This is a genomic window from Marinomonas gallaica (assembly GCF_049821165.1).
Taxonomy (GTDB): Bacteria; Pseudomonadota; Gammaproteobacteria; order Pseudomonadales; family Marinomonadaceae; genus Marinomonas; species Marinomonas gallaica.
In genome coordinates this window covers 1,231,005-1,248,637 of the sequence record NZ_CP187511.1, presented here as the reverse complement: position 1 = coordinate 1,248,637, position 17,633 = coordinate 1,231,005, and the positions used below count along the sequence as shown (strand labels likewise).

Annotated in this window: 8 protein-coding genes and 1 pseudogene; 2 read left to right on the top strand and 7 right to left on the bottom strand. The window is 45.6% G+C overall.

Annotated features, from left to right (window positions below; genetic code table 11):
* Positions 1 to 149: 149 nt before the first annotated feature.
* The 7 genes and pseudogenes from ACPUEK_RS05805 to ACPUEK_RS05775 form a co-directional block, all read right to left on the bottom strand.
* The gene (locus ACPUEK_RS05805) at positions 150 to 434 is read right to left on the bottom strand and encodes a hypothetical protein (RefSeq protein WP_425643051.1); all 285 of its coding nucleotides are present in this window, start codon (positions 432 to 434) and stop codon (positions 150 to 152) included.
* Positions 430 to 622: pseudogene (locus ACPUEK_RS05800) on the bottom strand (transposase); the annotation flags it as partial. The pseudogene ACPUEK_RS05800 and the gene ACPUEK_RS05805, both read right to left, overlap by 5 nt.
* Positions 623 to 1,006: 384 nt before the next feature.
* Entirely contained in the window at positions 1,007 to 5,047 is a 4,041-nt protein-coding gene (locus ACPUEK_RS05795) for a beta strand repeat-containing protein (RefSeq protein WP_425642620.1), read from the bottom strand.
* A gap of 91 nt (positions 5,048 to 5,138) precedes the next feature.
* A complete protein-coding gene (locus ACPUEK_RS05790) occupies positions 5,139 to 9,296 on the bottom strand; it encodes a hypothetical protein (RefSeq protein ID WP_425642619.1) in 4,158 nt (1,385 codons plus the stop codon).
* 458 nt (positions 9,297 to 9,754) lie between these two features.
* A complete protein-coding gene (locus ACPUEK_RS05785; RefSeq protein WP_425642618.1) occupies positions 9,755 to 10,690 on the bottom strand; it encodes a PIG-L deacetylase family protein in 936 nt (311 codons plus the stop codon).
* 356 nt (positions 10,691 to 11,046) lie between these two features.
* Positions 11,047 to 13,296 (bottom strand): GNAT family N-acetyltransferase, encoded by a 2,250-nt coding sequence (locus ACPUEK_RS05780; protein ID WP_425642617.1) that lies wholly within the window; start codon positions 13,294 to 13,296, stop codon positions 11,047 to 11,049.
* On the bottom strand, positions 13,286 to 14,101 hold the full coding sequence (locus ACPUEK_RS05775) for an ABC transporter permease (protein WP_425642616.1): 816 nt from the start codon (positions 14,099 to 14,101) through the stop codon (positions 13,286 to 13,288). Before ACPUEK_RS05775 ends, ACPUEK_RS05780 begins: the two co-directional genes overlap by 11 nt.
* Before the next feature lie 214 nt (positions 14,102 to 14,315).
* On the opposite strand from ACPUEK_RS05775, the gene ACPUEK_RS05770 reads away from it, so the two are divergent.
* Positions 14,316 to 15,392: a glycosyltransferase family 2 protein gene (locus ACPUEK_RS05770; RefSeq protein ID WP_425642615.1), complete on the top strand. Its 1,077-nt coding sequence runs from the start codon at positions 14,316 to 14,318 to the stop codon at positions 15,390 to 15,392.
* 13 nt (positions 15,393 to 15,405) lie between these two features.
* Positions 15,406 to 17,613, top strand: coding sequence for a glycosyltransferase (locus tag ACPUEK_RS05765; RefSeq protein WP_425642614.1), 2,208 nt, complete (start codon positions 15,406 to 15,408; stop codon positions 17,611 to 17,613).
* Positions 17,614 to 17,633: the final 20 nt, after the last annotated feature.

Here is a 17,633-nt window from a genome sequence, read left to right as displayed (position 1 = left end):
AAACCCTTAGAATGGGTGTCTCCGCTATTTCTGCTGCTTAACCTGATTGACTTTATCCATCCCCCTCTCCGCAACCATTGATGTATTTCAGCGAATTTAGGGACTGTTTGCCAAAATCACAGGGTGAACCTAACGAAAGATAAATCGCTCTACGCCGCAAACATCTTTCGATAGCAGCCAATCCCCGTACGCCGCTTACGCTGGTGCTTTTGACAATAAACCGTTAGCACTTCTTCCCCTCCCACAGCCGAGTAAGTATGCGCTTCAAAGCCATTGGCAATCGTTAACCAATTCTCTGTCGAGATATTCAAACGGCAGGCCATCCGGCTGATCCGCCCGCGGATTACCCACAAACGCCCGTAAGTGCGTCGGCTGTTTACCATGCTGAGCGGTACGCGCTCACTGCTTGACACGGGTATCGTCTGACGAGGCACACACCTCTACCGTAAAAATTTGGGCCAGAAACATTAGCCGTTCTTCGACCCAATATCGACGATGTTCGTAGCTTTTGCCGCTCTGTTTATCGTCACCGCACAAAAAAGCACGACGAACACAGCGGGACACGCAATGGTAATACAGAGTATCAGGGGAGACTGATTATTTGTTTACGCGGGGCTGGCATTGGGTTCCTCCATCCATGAAAGATACTGTTTAAGTATACAGCTGATTGAGGAGGCGTCAACTTAGCATGGGTGTCCATACTGTCTGCTTTGTTTGAGATGGGTGTCTTAGTTAATTTTAGTTAATTTGTGGGTGTCTTAGTTAATTTTCAGGGAGATCAAATTTTGATCACTTAGAATGGGTGTCTTGATTATTGCCTGTCTTAGTTAATTGTGTTTTTAGTTATTTTTAGATTGAGGGAGATCAATTTTCGATCAGTTAGAATGGGGGTCTAAGTTAATTTTCTCTTGATTAATTACAGACATAAAAAAACCCCAACTCAATGAGCTGGGGTTTTGATGGTTTCAACCGAAACGATCTTTAGAAAGCTAAATTCTTAAAGGAATTAAGCGATTTCTAGAGTATCAGATGTAGTGTTGAACGTTGCAGTAGATAGATCTACTAGACCAGTGATCATAATAGCTAAATCTTCACCATCTGCAAAAGAGTTATTACTTACAGCACCGTCATCCATTGCAATGTAAGTGTTTCCATTGTATTGGAACCAACCTAGTTCACCAGCAGCTAGAGTTGTCATAGCTTGATCAAGGTATGCTTGAGTAGACTCTGTCGCACCTTGAGCAAGAGTAATTTGAGCTGCATTGAAATCAGTTGCCACTAAACCAGCAAAGTCAAATACATCACCAGTATTAACACCGCCATTAATTACAACATAGTTGCTCTTGTTTGTAGATACACCGTCGAAATCGAACGTATCGTTACCTGTACCACCGTTGATAGTAACAAGGTCAGCACCTGTTGAAATTACGAACGTATCATTGCCCGCACCACCGCTGAAAGTAGAGCTATCGGCAGTACCGTTGATAGTGATTGTGTCGTTACCCGCACCACCAGTAACAGTCATGTTTGCACTGTCAGCTGTGAACGTTAGACCACCAGCTGTTAGGCCAGATGCATCAACTGCTTTCAACGTAGTAGTGTTGCTTGAAGTCAGGTCGACACCAGCATTACCAGAAACGTTGATAGTAGTAACAGCATCACCGTTAGCCGTGATTACGTTTGTTGCCCCATCAGCATCCGCTGCAGACGAAGTAATGTTGAAAGTTTCAACGGCGTCAGCAGTCACTGTACCAGCATTGTTCGCAGTACCTGCTGCTTGATCGGCAACATCCACACCATTTACAACGTTTGTTTGGTTAGTAGACGCAAGAACAAAGTTCAAAGCATCTGCAGTACCAGTAGCATCAGCAAGAGCAACAGTTGTTAAGCTGTTCGCTGTAGATGTAGTACGGAAAGCAACAGTGGAATTCGCAGCTGCATTTGTTAATGCAAGAGTATCTACAGTGTTAACACCGTTATCAGAACCACTAACTGTAACGTAATCGTAAGTTAGGTTTCCAAGGTTTACTGTGTGAGTATCTGCACTACCATCAGCATTGTTTGCAAAGTTATTGATCGTCAAACGTTCAAAGTCAGTCACTTCTGCATCAAAGTCAGTGTTTGCAGATACTGCAACAGCATCAGTGTAACCCATTGACAATGTATCAGTACCAGCACCGCCTGTAACAGTAGCGTTGATAGTTGAAGCATTTGTACCAGTAGCAATTACAAGCGTGTCATCACCAGCACCTAGATCGATGTTATCACCAGAAGCGATAGCAGCAGCACCTAGAGTTAGAGAGTCATTGCCAGCACCACCAGTGAAAGCAACCGCATTTGTACCACCAAGAACAGCTGTTACACCGCCAGCGTTACCTGATGCATCAATTGTTTCAAGCGTTACAGCATTTGTTGTAGCGCCTGTTAGGTCTACAGATGCTGAACCGTTAACATCAATCAATGTTGCAGCAGTGTAAGTTGAAGCACCTGAAAGCGCTGCTTCAGCGTTGATAGTAACAGTTTCAGCTGCTGCTGCAGTGATAGCACCTGTAGATGCTGTACCTGAAGTATTGATTGTCAAGTTAGCAATGGTCGCAGCACCTGAATCTAGGCTAACTGTATGATCAACATTATCTAGGTTAACAGTCAATGTAGTCGCAGCTGTATCAAGCGTTGTCGCACCGTTGCTGTTTGTTAGACTAAGAGTCTCTAGCACATCAAAACCATTTGTAGTGCCTAGAGTAGCCGTTCCAAATGTGCTTACTGTGATGTCTTTAACACTCGCTGTAGCATTGTCGTTAAGAACAACATTACCCGCTGTCACAGTGTTAGAAGATGTATCTGCAGCTGTAGCAGCAGTACCAGATGTAGCAACAGCAGTAGGAAGCGACGTTGGATTAGCTGAAGATGCTAGGTTCAACGTTGGAGCAGCTGTACTAGAAGTGTTAGTGAAAACAACAACTGATCCATTAGCAGCGCCAGAAGTAATGTTCGCATCTACATCATTCGTATAGATACCTTGTGCAGTTGTACCATTACTTTGCGTGTCAACAGCTGTTAGATCAGCAAATGCACTTGCAACTTCCGCTGCAGTCAATGCTTTAGCTGCTGTAAACGTAAGACCTGCAACCGTAACAGATTGACCAGAAGCAAGGGCTTTGAATGTAACAGTTTGAGTACCGCCAACAAGAGACGTTGCAGCCTCTGTTTGAGCCGTAGCAGTATTGTTTTGAACAACACTGATTGACTCAGTTGCGTTACCAGCTGTAGCTGTTACTGTGCCGTTAGTGATGTCGCCATCAGCAGTTGCAGCCGCTGCAGTGCTAGTAGAATCTACCGTGATATCGATAGAAGTACCGCCCTGAACATTGATCGCGCCTGCGTTAACGTCGGCGAATGAAATGGGTACTGCTGCAGCACCTGGAGTGAGGGTTGCGGACACACCTGCCAGACTATTAGTTGTTCCACCAGCAACTGCCGTAGGCTCAATCGAATCTCCAGCAACCGTCTGATTGATGGTAATGACAGCTCCACTGGCGGAGGCATTAACAGTTGGATCGGCATCGATAAGGGCGGCGGCGGCACTTGCTACAGCGGAGGCATCAGTAAAGTCGATGTTAGCGTCATTGACTACTACTTGACCATCCAGTATTTGGTTACCGTTGGTATCGTAATTGATGGTGAGACTTTCATCTCCATCATCACTGCCATCAGCGGTAATGGTAAGAGTATGAACTTCAGGCGTCCCAGCTGTGCCGGCGATTGACGAGCCCGTGTTAGTGTTAGTCTGAGTAACCTTGATCGTGCCAGTAGGCTGATCAGTGTTATTACCAACGTTGATCGTGCCGCCAGTAACATCAGCAGTTGTCCCTGCAACTGTTGCATTTACAGTGACATCAGTACCACCTTCAACAACAATGTTACCTGTACCTTGGTTAGTATCAGTAACCGTTACTGTACCAGCACTTTCAGTTGTATCGCCAACAGAGATATTATTGTTAGCTGCTGAGTCAGTTACTACAACATCTTTACCACCGTTTACAACGATAGCGCCTGTTGCGCCTGATACAGAAATATCAGTTGTTGCCGCTGCAGTTAGAGTAGAATCAATAGATTTCGTTGAAGCTAGTGTCTCTACACCAGAGAATGTTGAACCAGACACATTAGCTACTACATCATCAGAACCTTGGATAGAGATCGTTTCAACATTTGAAACAGATGCAGCAGCTAGTGTGTATGTGTTAGTGCCGTTATCAGATGTGATGTTTAGAACATCTTCACCTGCACCGCCATCAATTGCATCCAATGTGCTTAGCGTATGAGCGCCTGCACCAGCACCTGCTTCTAGATCATAATTTGCACGGAATGTATCATTACCCGCACCACCTGTGAACTCATCAACGTTAGATGTCAACACAAATGATTGACCCGCATTCGTTGGATCTTTGATCAAGATGTTACCAGACTCTTGAGCGGCTTCGTTGTTCTCGTCAAGCAGAACCACTTTGAATGCTTCAAAGCCTTCAGTGATGCCGTCAGCTGCTGGTGTTAGAGTAAACGTACCCGTTGTCTCACCCGCTAGGATAGTGACAGTACCGTTAAGTACACCTAGGTCATCAACTGGTGTTGCTGCTGCAGCAACAGACGTTGTTACGCCTTGTACTTGGTAAGTGAACGTAGTGTCTACTTCCACTGCTTTGTTCATTGTTACCGTGAAGTCAACACCGTTGCCTTCAACAACAGAGTTTTCTGCTGCAGCAAAGCTTTCAACGGCTAGAGGCAGACCAGAGTTGTCCGCTTCAATTTCAGTTTGAACAGTTGTTACTGTAGAGCTGATAGACGTTAGAGGAGTTTCGCCAGCAGGAACTGATGCAGCGATTGTTGGGTTGCTTGCTAGAACAGCAGCTACTTGGATAGAGCTTGCTGTGCCCGCGTCAATTGCAGATTGCAGACGTGCTGCAAGGGCTGATTGTAGAGTAGCAGAAAGCGTTACGCCTAGGTCAGCTAAAACGCCGTCTAACAAATTGGTACCTGTAACAGTAGCCATATATTTATCTCCTAATACTTACGTAAGTAAGGGGCAGGCTGCATCATGCAGCCTGCTTATATTATCTAACAGTTAGATTGCTTGGCAGAGATTATACTGCTAACCAATCAGAACCGTATGCAGCGTCAACCACACCTACTTTCGCAGCGAAGTCAGCTTCAGCTTGAACGTCTGTTACTAGCTGAGCATCTTGCTCGCCTAGTGTTACAGCCCAAGCGTTAGTGAATGTTGTTACATCACCGTATACGAAGTCTAGAGACGTAGCAGAAGAGCTATCAATCACGCCTTCCGCACCCGCTGGAGCGTTTTCAACTGTGATTGTATCGTCATCGCCTAGACCGTTGATTGTCGCAAGCTTAACGCCAGCTGTTGCAAAGTCTAGTACGTAGTTGAATGCACCTGTAGACGCATCGTAAGTCTGAAGGTCAGCAACTGTTACGTCAGTTTGATCAGCAGGATCTGTTGGATCTGTTGGATCTGTTGGATCTGTTGGATCTGTTGGATCTGTTGGATCTGTTGGATCTGTTGGATCTGTAGTGAAGTCACCGTCGATCAAGTTAGCACGTAGTGCTTCGTACTCAGCTGTATCAGTGATCTGTAGGTTAACAGATGCACCGAAGTCTAGCGTACCTAGGTAGTTAGACGTAGCGAAGTCACCGTCCGTTACAGTAGTGCCATCAGCGTTTACTGTAGACGTTAGAGAGAACACTTTGTATTCACCTTCGTTTAGGTCGTTTTCAACCATAACGATGTGCTGTTGAGTGCTGCCTACTAGGTCTGCAGAAGCGTTGTTGTAGTTAGAAGCGCTTAGTAGAGCGTCGTCTAGGTTACCGTAGTCGTTTGCTAGGTCGCCGTTTAGAGCGCTACGTAGAGTCGCTGCGTCTAGGTTATCCCAAGACTCGCCAGTTTGCTCTTGGAAACGGATTACGTTTACAGAGTTCGCTACTGCTAGGTTAGAACCTGCAGCAGAGTCAGCGAATGCTTCAGCACCGTTAACGATGTTTACAGTTGTTACAACATCACGAACTGATTGGCTGTTACCGTTGTTCTGAGATGGATCTTCATCGTTCGTTAGGAAAGATGAGAAGTCTAGAGCGTGGTTGCCAACTTCAGTAGCAGAATCTACAGAGTCAGTAGAAACATCGTGGAAGTTCACAACGCTTGCTTTACCGAATGCACCAGAGATCTTAAGGATGTTAGAGCTGTTCTCGTTAGAGTGAAGCACTACAAGGTCGTTAGAACCTGTACCTAGATCGATCGTAGAGAAGTTGATGCCAACTGTGTCATCAGAAGAACCACCGTTAGAGTAATCTTGGTACAACGTAGAAGAAGCATCTAGGATGTCAACTTGGTCATCACCAGCGATTTGGCCAACTGTGTCATGGTTAACTTGATCATTTGTGTAAAGCTGATCGTCAGCTACACCGTCACGACCTACTGAACCGAACCAATCGATGTTGCTAGTTTCAGTTTCGATTTCAGAAGCTGTTTCTAGATCTTCTGATAGTAGGTTAGTTGTGTTGATCAAACCTTGACGTAGTGCAGTTAGATCGTTACCGATGTTAACTTGGCCGTCAGTTGCGTTGTTCGCTACTAGTTGTGGTTGGTAGATCGCCACTGCTAGCGTGTTGTCACCGCCGATTAGAGATTCAACGTGTAGTTGCTCTTTACCAGATGTCATTTCGTAAGAAAGTAGACGAGATAGCTCTGGGTTCGCTTCGATCGCTTCGATGATTGCATCGTTGATCAGCATTTGGTTTGCAACGAAGTTGCCTTGAGAGTTTGTTTGGATAGAAACAGTCTCTTCAAAACCAGCGAAAGACAGTGTTAGCTCTGCGCTGTAAAGAACACGCTCACCAAACTGCTGTGCACCAGTAGGCTCACCGAAGAACCACTCACCAGACGTTGCGTTGCCGTTTTCGTCCATTGAGTTGATGCGTACGTAGTCGCTGTCAGCACCAGTATCGATGTTGAAGTTACCGTATGCGTCGATTTCAACGTAGTCTTCACCGCCAGCTGTTGTGATGTCTAGGTTGTCTAGAATTTCCATTGTTTCTTGAGAAACGCCGTCTACTAGATCCATTTCAACAACAACAGAGTCGTCGCCAGCACCAGTGCTAACTGCGAAAGATTCACCGATTAGATCAACAGCGTCGCCGTGTAGATCGAATGTTAGGCTGTCTTCGCCAGCGCCAGTTGTGTAAGTGTATACACCGTTGTCTGCTACTAGGGCACCGTTTGCATCGAAAGATTCAACGATTTCAGCGTTAACAGTGATGTCGCCGCCGCCAGTTGCATTCAATGTGTTTAGGTTGTGAACTGGAGAGTCCGCACCTAGGTAAAGATCACCTTGGAAGCCAGCAGCATTGAACATGTCAAGCGTACCACCGAATGGTGCTTCATCGTCAACACCGTTGATAGACTTAAGATCTGTTGGTGCACCACGAACTGTTAGAGACGCGTAATCACCAGAATCAAGCTGTGCAGCTTCAGTCGTTAGGTTGATTGTACGTAGAGCACCGTCAGTAGAAACGATTGCACCTAGGTTAGAGTGACGTGCTTCACCACCGATCATTTCGATGTTGAATACTTCGATACCGTCACGCGTGTCAACGTTCGTGTCAGTACCGCTTAGGCTCTGCCAGTCGCTACCACCGATTACAAGGTTACCACCTTCACCGTCGTTACCCACTTTATCAAGTTCAACGTCGATAGTGATTGGGTTTAGCGTTTGCTCAGATTCTACGTTGTCGAAACGACCGTAGATGTTGAACGCGCCGGTTGCATCAGCAGGTGTGATGAAGCCAGTTGGTACGATGTCACGACCTTGAGAGTCAGTGATTGTGATCGCAGGGATCGTTACACGCTCACCCGCATCGTTGAATGTGAAGTCAGTGTTTGTTTCATCAACAGCTACTGTTAGGCCTTCAAGTTCAGTTGTGCCATTAGCAACAGCGTTGTCAAGAACAGTTTGGATCGCTGCTGCAAACGCTTCCCAAGTGTCCGCTGCTTGTGCAACAGATTGCTCAATGATTACGTCGTATGGTGTTTCATCAAGAGTGAAACGAACACCTACACGCTCGATGTTCAAAAGAGGCGCGTTTACGTAGTCTGGAGAGTCTTGGTCAAGTAACCAGTAGTTTGCTTGAGAAGTACCAGTAGACTGACCTGCTAGTAGGTAATCTTCGTCGAAGTAAACAGACATGTCTGATGCATCCATGTCCGAACCGAAGTCATCAGTCTTAACCATTTTGATAGTCAGATCTTCAGTGTTGCGATCATCACCGTTAGTCTGCTTAGTCGTTAGGTTCTCAATTACTAGGTCACCGTCAGACTCGTTAGATACGATCATGTCAACGTCAAACATGTTTTTAGCATTGATTGTTACAGTGTTAGCGCCACTGCCTAGCAATTGCTGTTCAACATAAACTTTGATGTTTTCAACGTTGTTAGTATCAGGTGTGATTTCTGTACGGTTTTCTGCGTCAGCGTCAACACCAACGTATTGTACTGTTACGCGAGCATCTAGAGTATCGATGCCGCCTTGACCGTCGATGGTATCACCTGACGCTAGAGTGTTCGCAACACCGCCAAAGTTATCATTTTGAACAACGAATGCTTTGAACACATCATCCGCAGACGTACCTACTTTGTTATCCCATCCGTGAGATAGGAATTGAACATTACCTACTGAAGTGTCGCCACCGAACAACGTACCGTCGTCAATCGATGCTTTCTTCTCAGCAACGGTTGCATCGTCCGCTGTTACGCCGTCTGTTACAGAAGACATTTCAGCCAATGTCAAGCCCGTTTTGTTGCTGTTTAGAGCAAAGTATTCAGCCACTTCAACTTTGTTGTTTAGCTCAGCAACTGCTGCGCCCCAAGTTGCATCGTCTTCAGATACAGAGCTTAGTGCCATTACAGCTTGGTAGATTGCACCACTGAAAGAGCCACCAGCGTTCACAGCATTAACAACAAATGCTTCAGCTTCCGCTGTTGTGTCTGCAGAAACGTTGTCACCTAGTAGGTTAGCAACAAAACGACCAGCAAAATCTTCTGCTGTTAGGTAAGCAGGGTACATTGCAGTGAACTCTGCAGTGTTACCTAGATTGTGTGCGTACTGTTCTAGTGTCGCGCCGTTTTCTAGGCCTGCTGCAAGATCTTGAAGTAGGTCAGATGTTGGTGCTGCATCAAACATACCAACGACAAGTGTTAGTAGTTCCGTGCGCTGTTCTTGACTAATAGCCATTTATAAAACTCCTTGATCAAAGGTTATTTACTAAACTTCACGCCTGTCACGCTTAATCCATAATGACAGAACATGAGAAAGTTTTAGTGTTTACTTGCGCTCATGCGCGAGTTTGGTTTGCCAGCTCATAAAACACTACGCAGGATAAACCTGTTGTATAAGTGTGCAATGTTTTTATGACGCTTTGGTGACAGAGCAAATTCTCCTTAGTTAGGAAGACATTTTTTGCCGTTGTTACCTAGCATGTGTTGCAGAGTAATCTAGCAACCGTCAAAAGGATGTGACGGGCATCACACGATGCAATTTTTTTAGATTATCTGGTTATTTTTTGTTTTCGCAGTCAAAAATACTCAACCAAAACAAAGAATTTTTACATAACGGCCAAGACTGACATAAAAATACAATTCAAATCAATGGTTATGGGGCCTTATTCTTTGCTTTTTTACAGTATCATGACATCAGAGCTTTGCGCGTAACCATCTAAGGGGTTTTGTGAGACGCCAAGCAAGAGAGTTCTTGATGGCGTCAAGCTCATGCGTCAGCACATTTAGGCGTGCTTGTTGTTCTGTCATTTGCTGTCGCAACTGGTTATTTTCATTTTGTTGTTGCATCAGACTTTGTTCACAGCGCTGCTGTTGCTGCTCTGCTTCACGTATTACCAAAGAGATTTGCTCGGCTTGCAGCGTTAAAAAAGCAGGCAACTTTTCTAAAGGGACACAGTGAAACGCCTCCGCCGCGCTGACCTCTAACCCCAAGGTATAGCTTCGATAGGTATTTAAACCTTGAATATGATCTGCGTAACGCTGCGTTTTCAGCTGCGATGTGAAGCACTGCATGGCTTGCCATTTGCGCGCTTGATAAGCACTGATGTCTTCCAAAGCATTTACTTTAAGCGGCACACCAATTTCATAGCAGACAACGCTTTCTAATGACGCAATGTGCGACGCAAGGCGTAACCCCATTTCTGCTGCTGCTCGATGATCACGATGCATCTCCCAAACGGACGGTATAACAAGGCACGTAGGCTGATACGTTTGCAGCTGCGTTAATAAGTCGTTTTCTATCGTTGTGTCTGACCACAGCGCGCCATCTTGACCTGTTAGAAAGATAGGCTCGGGTAAATTCAACACTGCCGCGGCGGCTATAGACTCGTTTTTGCGCTGTTGAATTTGCTTGGCGCAATCTTGCTGCGCTTCAGCACTCTCTCCAAACTCACCTTGGACGACCCCTTGCGTCAAGATAAAGGCCTGTACCTGTCTGCCCTGCTCTGCCCATTTGCAGGCACTGGCGCCACAGCCAAATATTTCGTCATCTGGGTGCGGCGCTAAAATGGCAATGCGCTGACCTGTTACAACGCTGGTGGTTTCATAGGGGGTAAAATAGCGTTCAAGCAAGACAATCATCCACTGTTAATAATGCAGCCTATTGTGACGCGCCACTATTAATAGAACAAGTGATCGCAGGTAAAACCTGCTCGTACGAGGGCATTGGATGCGCGATGGCTTTGAAACGCAGGTAAAACCTGCTCGTACGAGGGCACTGGATGCGCGATGGCTTTGAGTCGCAGGTAAAACCTGCTCGTACGAGGGCATTGGATGCGCGATGGCTTTGAGTCGCAGGTAAAACCTGCTCGTACGAGGGCACTGGATGCGCGATGGCTTTGAATCGCAGGTAAAACCTGCTCGTACGAGGGCACTGGATGCGCGATTGCTTTGAGTCGCAGGTAAAACCTGCTCGTACGAGTGGGTTGTTAACGGAAGTCGCTGTCTCCGCCCATGAGCCACCAACTGTCTTTTGAGATGGCTAGGTGGTCAGGATCGTCGAGTGCGTTGCCTGGCACAAAGACTTCCGTTGGGGTGACTGTCGCATGGGTACTTTCGTACCAAGCGTACACGTTGGCGGTTAGCCATGCTTTTACGCTGTTTCGTCCTAAGCGGCTGGCTATTTGTTGCGCAGCGGCTAAATTGGCGAGGCCGTTTTCCGGTGTGGTGATGACGTCAAGCAATTCAATATGAGCTGAGTCCGGGTAGTCTTTTAATACGATAACGCCGATGTAGTTTTGGCTCTGCTGTGTGTCTTGGACGAGGTGTATTTGGTAGTGATCCATGGGTTTTTCTAGGAAACGAAAACGCATCCAATCCTGGTCCCGTACTCCGACAAGATAGTTGTTTAAATGCGGTTTCATTTGCTGCCAAAGTTGGTCAATATTGGCGCCCAGGTCAGAATCTCCTTGCCATTCAGTTAGGCTATATTGCGCCTCTTTGGCTGGCCACTCAGCTTCTAAGATACGATCCATCGGTGCGTATAAGTTTTGTCGCTGACCTACTCGTAGATGCCGACGATTTGGAAAACCAAACCCAAATGGAAACTCTCTATCTTTGCCGATTTTTTCGGTTAGAAAACCGTATACGCTGCGATAGAATGGGCCTGTTTTGGTCAATACACCACGCTGTCGCTTGTCTACCATGACGTCACCAAGTTGAGCCAATGTCGCTGGCTCCCCTTTAACCAATCCTCGACGTGGTGCCCCACCACAGAAACCGGCAATCTCTTGCCCTTCTGAGACTAGGTAGCCTGAGCTGTCTGCAAATTTGTATTTCCAGTTCCATACATCTTCATGTAAGGGTTGCTCAAACGTATCTTGGAACAGTTGTTTTATGTGTTCAAAATCTTGGTCGGTTGCTTCGCGTACATTCCATCGGTCACTTGGCTGTCGTGTGGTGACAATCGCGTTTTCTTTGATACGTTTGCTGTTTTTTGTCTGCCAAGTATGCGGCAGCATGAATAAGCCGCGTTCTTGATTGGGTTGAGTCACATTAAGTGTGACCACTGGATCGGCTTCGTCGTGTAAAAACAGGCCTCTTTCACAGAACAACAATACACCGACGTAGTAGGTACCTTTTAATAACGGCAGTTTTGGCAGGTCAATGCTGATTGAGCCAATGTCATCCAGCCCCATTACAGGCTGGACGCCTGACGCCCACGCGCCACAACTGCTGATCAATTGACCGGCTGCATTGTGTATTGTCAATGCGACCTGTGGTATTTCATTTTGCAGGGTCGATTTAAAGAGGATGTCGAGTGTTAAATCGGTTTCACAACTGACGATGTCTAAGACGTCACCTTGTGCTTGAGGCGTTTTCGCAATCACTTTTTCAATGCGTGCAAACTGGCCTGCTTTACCTGTCACTTTAGGTGACGATGTCGAATCAGACACCACTCTTTTATGTACGTCTTCTGGGGTGGCCTCTGGGTCACTTGCCAAGCGGTCTAAGAAAGCTTGGTAGGCCGGCAGCACTTCTGCAGGTTTGCCGATTTTGACCATCTGGCCTTTTTCAAGCCAGATGGCTTGCGAACACAGCACTTCAATTTGGTACAAAGAGTGCGAGCAAAACAGTATTGTCGCACCGCGCTCTTTCATGGCCATGATACGCTCAAAAGATCGACGAGCGAAGTCACCATCGCCAACGGATAAGGCTTCGTCGATGATGAGTATGTCTGGCTCTATGGTGGTGGCGACAGAAAACGCCAAGCGCACAAACATACCACTGGAGTAAGTTGAAACGGGTTGGTCAATAAAATTACGAACGCCTGCAAAGTCTATAATGTCGTCAAGCTTTTGCTCGATTACGCTCTTTTCAACACCCATAATTGACGCCGATAAGAAGATGTTTTCGCGTCCGGTAAACTGAGGATTAAAACCCGCGCCAAGTTCTAACAGTGCAGCAATGCGGCCTTGTATATGTACATGACCGGTCGTTGGCGTTAATGTGCCACAGATCATTTGTAATAATGTGGATTTACCTGCGCCATTGCGCCCGACGATGCCCAGTACCTCTCCCTTTGGCAGAGAAAAAGACAATGCTTTGAGTGCTTGGTATTCACGATAATATTGTCTTCGACCACGAAACAAAATTTGCTTCAGTCGGTCTTTCGGAGCATCGTATAAATGGTAGGTTTTCGATACTTGTTCGACTTGCAACGCGGCGTCAAAGGACATCTGCAAACCCCTTTTTCAATTTATGAAAACCTGCTGCGCCCATCACCATAATCATTAGTGACACTAAGGTATACGCAATAATCGCCAGCCATGAAGGCCATTGACCTGTCAATACGGCTTCTCGTAGTACTTCTATTGGTAACACAAGCGGATTTAACACCATTACCTTTTGTATCAATGCTGGTAGCGCTGTAATGGGATAAAAAATCGGCGACAGAAACATTAATGGCGTTAGAATTAACGTGATGATTTGAGTTAAATCTCTAAGGTAGACCCCTAGCGCAGCCAACCCCCAACTTAATCCCAACAATAGCGGCGTACAGGCCATGCATAACGCCGCAATACTGACGAAATGAATGCTGAGCTCATGACGCATTATAAGCGCCCCCACGATCAGTACCATCAAATTGACGGCCGCGAAGAATAAAGCACAAAGCACATTGACCCAAGCCAAGATTGGCAGTGGAAAAATGACCTTCTTTACCATATTAGGTTGATCTGTGATCAAGGTTGCAGCGCGGCTGAGCACTTCCGCGAATAGTCCAAACACTAACAATCCTGAGAAAATTTGTAAGGCAAACTCAATATTATTGGCGTCTTCGTTACCAGGCCATTTGGCTTTTAGGACAGACTTAAATACGAAGGTATACACCGCCAACATAAGTATAGGTGTGATCAAGACCCATGCTGCACCAAGGATTGAGCCTTTGAAGCGCTGTTGAATTTGGCGTTTGGTCAGCTGCAATATCAGCTGGGTATGTTGTTTTGGCAATAGGTATTGCCACATCCATTGAGTGGGTAACATGTGATTAACAAAATCCTAAGGATTGCAAAATGGAGGCTAAGATACCACCAAGACCAACATCGCGCAAAATCAAGGCCCGCCAATACTAACCAGCATCTGGCAAGTTACCTTGGAAAACGATAGTATTTCTTGTTCGGTGTTAACTTTGTACCATAACAACTGTTTGGAAGTGGTTGTCTAAGAACACCTTTTATCTGGCTTTAATAGGTAGACAATGTCCCTCTCATCTACGCCCGTTAGCGTTATCATTAGAACAAAAGATCGTTCTGACTATTTAGCGTTGGCCGTACAATCTGTACTCCAGCAGACCTATCGCCCTCTAGAGTTAGTTGTTATTAATGATGGTGGCTGCGACGTACACCCTGTGCTTCATGACCTCTTAGACACAGAACAACATATTGAATTGCGGTATGTGCATCATAACTCTTCTGTGGGTCGAGCGAATGCGGCAAATTCAGGCTTACAACATGCGACCAGCCCATGGTCTATGTTCTTAGATGACGACGATTATCTTGACCCCCAGCATATTGAACTCTTAGTCACACGACGCTCAGAGCTAAATTTAGCGGTGGACGACTTAGCCGTGACACATTCGCAGGCTCGGGCGGTACACATTGAGGGCGTTAATGGCGCTGAGCAGTGTTTGTCTATTCACGGCGCGCAACTCGAACAGCACCAACTTTTTTATCAAAATCAGTTGCCTATTCTCACCGTGTTACTACCTACTCGTGTGCGCGAGATGGGCATCGCATTCGATGCTGATTTTGATTTGTTTGAAGATTGGGATTTTTGGTTACAGGTGTATACTGTCTGTCATTTTGAATTTATAGAGCAGGTCACTTGTGCTTATCGTATCCATCAACAAGGTTCTGGGGTTCGGGATCGCTCACAACAACAGTGCGCATTTCGCCAAGTGTACGAAAAATGGCTCCCGAAACTTAGTTTGCCGGCATTGTATTCGCTGTTAGCGAAAAGTCACGAGTGGCAGGATAATGCAATTGGCGCTTTGCAACAGCAAAACCAAGCATCGCTTAATCACATAGGTGCACTACATTCCCATGCTTTGCAGGTCATTGACTCTAAAGATAAAGACATCGCGCATTTGACGACTATTTACCAAAAAATGGAGCAGGACCTGCAAGCAGTACAAGCGCAAAAATTAGCGCTTGAGCATACGCTTAACGACTATCAAAAAGACCATCGGATTGTATTAAGAACCAGCCTTTTTTATCTATTAAAGAGCGCATACAAATATTCAAAGGCAATTTTACGAAAACTCGTTGCCCGATAACTTTGAGGAATACATGAACAACCTTATCGATGTCATCATACCTGTCTACCGAGGCTTACAGGATGTGATTGATTGCCTTGACAGTGTTAAGTCTTCTTTTAATCAGTCTCAATACGAATTAATTGTGATTGATGATTGCTCTCCTGATCCTGCAGTCAGTGCATTGCTTCAAGAGCGATTCAATCAGGGCGAATTCACGTTATTAGTCAATCAAGAGAATTTGGGCTTTGTTGCGACCGTTAACCGAGGTATGCAGCTCCATCCAGAGCGAGATGTCTTACTTCTTAACAGCGACACCTTGGTGGTAAATGATTGGTTGGATCGTATTGCTAACGCTGCTTATACCGCTCCTAACATCGCTACGGTAACGCCTTTTTCTAATAATGCGACCATTTGTAGTTACCCAAAATTTTGCCAAGATAATAACCTCCCTTCTAATACATCGCTTAAATCTCTCGATGCTTTATGTGCTGCGACTAATGCGGGTGATGCTGTTGATGTGCCCACCGGCGTTGGCTTCTGTATGTATATTCGTAGAGCGATCTTAGACAAGATTGGTTACTTTGATGTAGAGACGTTTGGCAAGGGCTACGGTGAGGAGAACGATTTTTGTCAACGCGCTATTCAGGCGGGTTGGGTTAATCGCTTTGCTTTAGATGTGTTTGTACAGCATACCGGAAATGTTAGCTTTGGTGACGAGCACAATGAACTAAAGCATACTGCATTGGCTAAGTTGTTAGAACATCACCCTCATTACGAGTATGAAGTACAGCAACACATCGCTCAAGACCCTGCACATCAAGCGCGCATCAAAATCTGGCTAGCGTCTTTAATACAAGGCGAGTTGCCTATCGTCGTCCATGTGACACACAACCGAGGCGGCGGCACATTACGTTTTATTAATGAGTTGAGCGAAGACATTCGTACTCAGTGCTTCCCATTAATGTTGATGCCCAGTATTAAAAAGCCTGGTCAGCTGGTTTTAACTCAGCTAACACCCAGTGAAGATGGTCTATCATCGGAAGAGTCGGACTATTCTTTGTATGTGGCTGAAGCTGAGACATTATTGGCTATTTTAAAATATATTCCTGTTGCCGGCTTTCACTTTCATCATATGTTGGACATTCCCCATTGGGTAATGTCTGTCCCTAAGCAGTTGACGCTACCTTGGTTAGTAAGCCTGCATGACTATTACTATATCTGCGATTCAATTTCTTTAACCAACGAAGCGGGCGAGTTTAGCCAAGCAGAACGATTAAACATTGATGAATCTTGGACACAGTCTTTTTCATCACTGCTTCAAGAAGCCAAAGCTTGTATTGCGCCCAGCGATTCGTGTAAAGCTTTTTATCAACAGGCTTTTCCATCAGCGAACCTAGTTACGATTTATCATGAGCAAGGCCGCTACCTTAAACATGATCAATTTAAAGTATCCGGCATAGAGCCCAAACGTAATCAACCACTGCATGTTGTCGTCATTGGCGCGCTAGGAAAAATCAAAGGTGCGGATCTATTGGAAGAGTCTGCTTTGTTATGTGCGCAGAAAAATTTGGATATCCAGTTTAATCTAATTGGTTATGCCTATCGAGATTTAGTGACGACGCCGAAAAGTACTCTGACTATGTCTGGTCGCTATTATGATCATGAATTGTTAGATCGCTTAGCGTCACTCAAACAGGCAGGTAAGGTAGATGTCATTTGGTTTACTTCCCGCTGCCCTGAAACCTATAGTTATACACTCAGTAGCGCTATTGATGCAGGACTGCCTATTATAGCGCCTAATATAGGCGCTTTTCCTGAACGATTATTTGGACGCTGCAACAGCTGGGTCATTCCATGGGATGCAGATGCGGAATTTGTGGTTAAACAATTCTTCGATCTAGCAACTTATGGCGACTCGTCGCCAGCACTTTCAAACTTCACCAGTAAAACGGTGCCCTCAAACGCTTGCAATGCCTACCAATATTCAACAGATTATTGGTCACTGTTAGAGCCAAAAGCTGGCATAAGCCAAACCACCGATATTGATAAGACTCAACTAACAGAGTGGCTAGCATTTGCCTTACCTCACACCAGTGATGCGCCTTCTGTTAATCAAGCAACGAGAAAACGTTTGCTAACGATTCTGTACTACCTTCGTGGTTTACCAGTATTGAGGCAGCTTGTGAAACGCATTCCACTGTCTTTTCAAAGACGTGTACGTAACTTTTTTACACGCTAGGAGAGGGCTTATACATGATG

Coding starts and splice junctions, on each gene's coding strand:
- ACPUEK_RS05795 (WP_425642620.1), bottom strand. CDS start 5,047: ATGGCTACTGTTACAGGTACCAATTTGTTAGACGGCGTTTTAGCTGAC.
- ACPUEK_RS05790 (WP_425642619.1), bottom strand. CDS start 9,296: ATGGCTATTAGTCAAGAACAGCGCACGGAACTACTAACACTTGTCGTT.
- ACPUEK_RS05780 (WP_425642617.1), bottom strand. CDS start 13,296: ATGTCCTTTGACGCCGCGTTGCAAGTCGAACAAGTATCGAAAACCTAC.
- ACPUEK_RS05775 (WP_425642616.1), bottom strand. CDS start 14,101: ATGTTACCCACTCAATGGATGTGGCAATACCTATTGCCAAAACAACAT.
- ACPUEK_RS05770 (WP_425642615.1), top strand. CDS start 14,316: ATGTCCCTCTCATCTACGCCCGTTAGCGTTATCATTAGAACAAAAGAT.
- ACPUEK_RS05765 (WP_425642614.1), top strand. CDS start 15,406: ATGAACAACCTTATCGATGTCATCATACCTGTCTACCGAGGCTTACAG.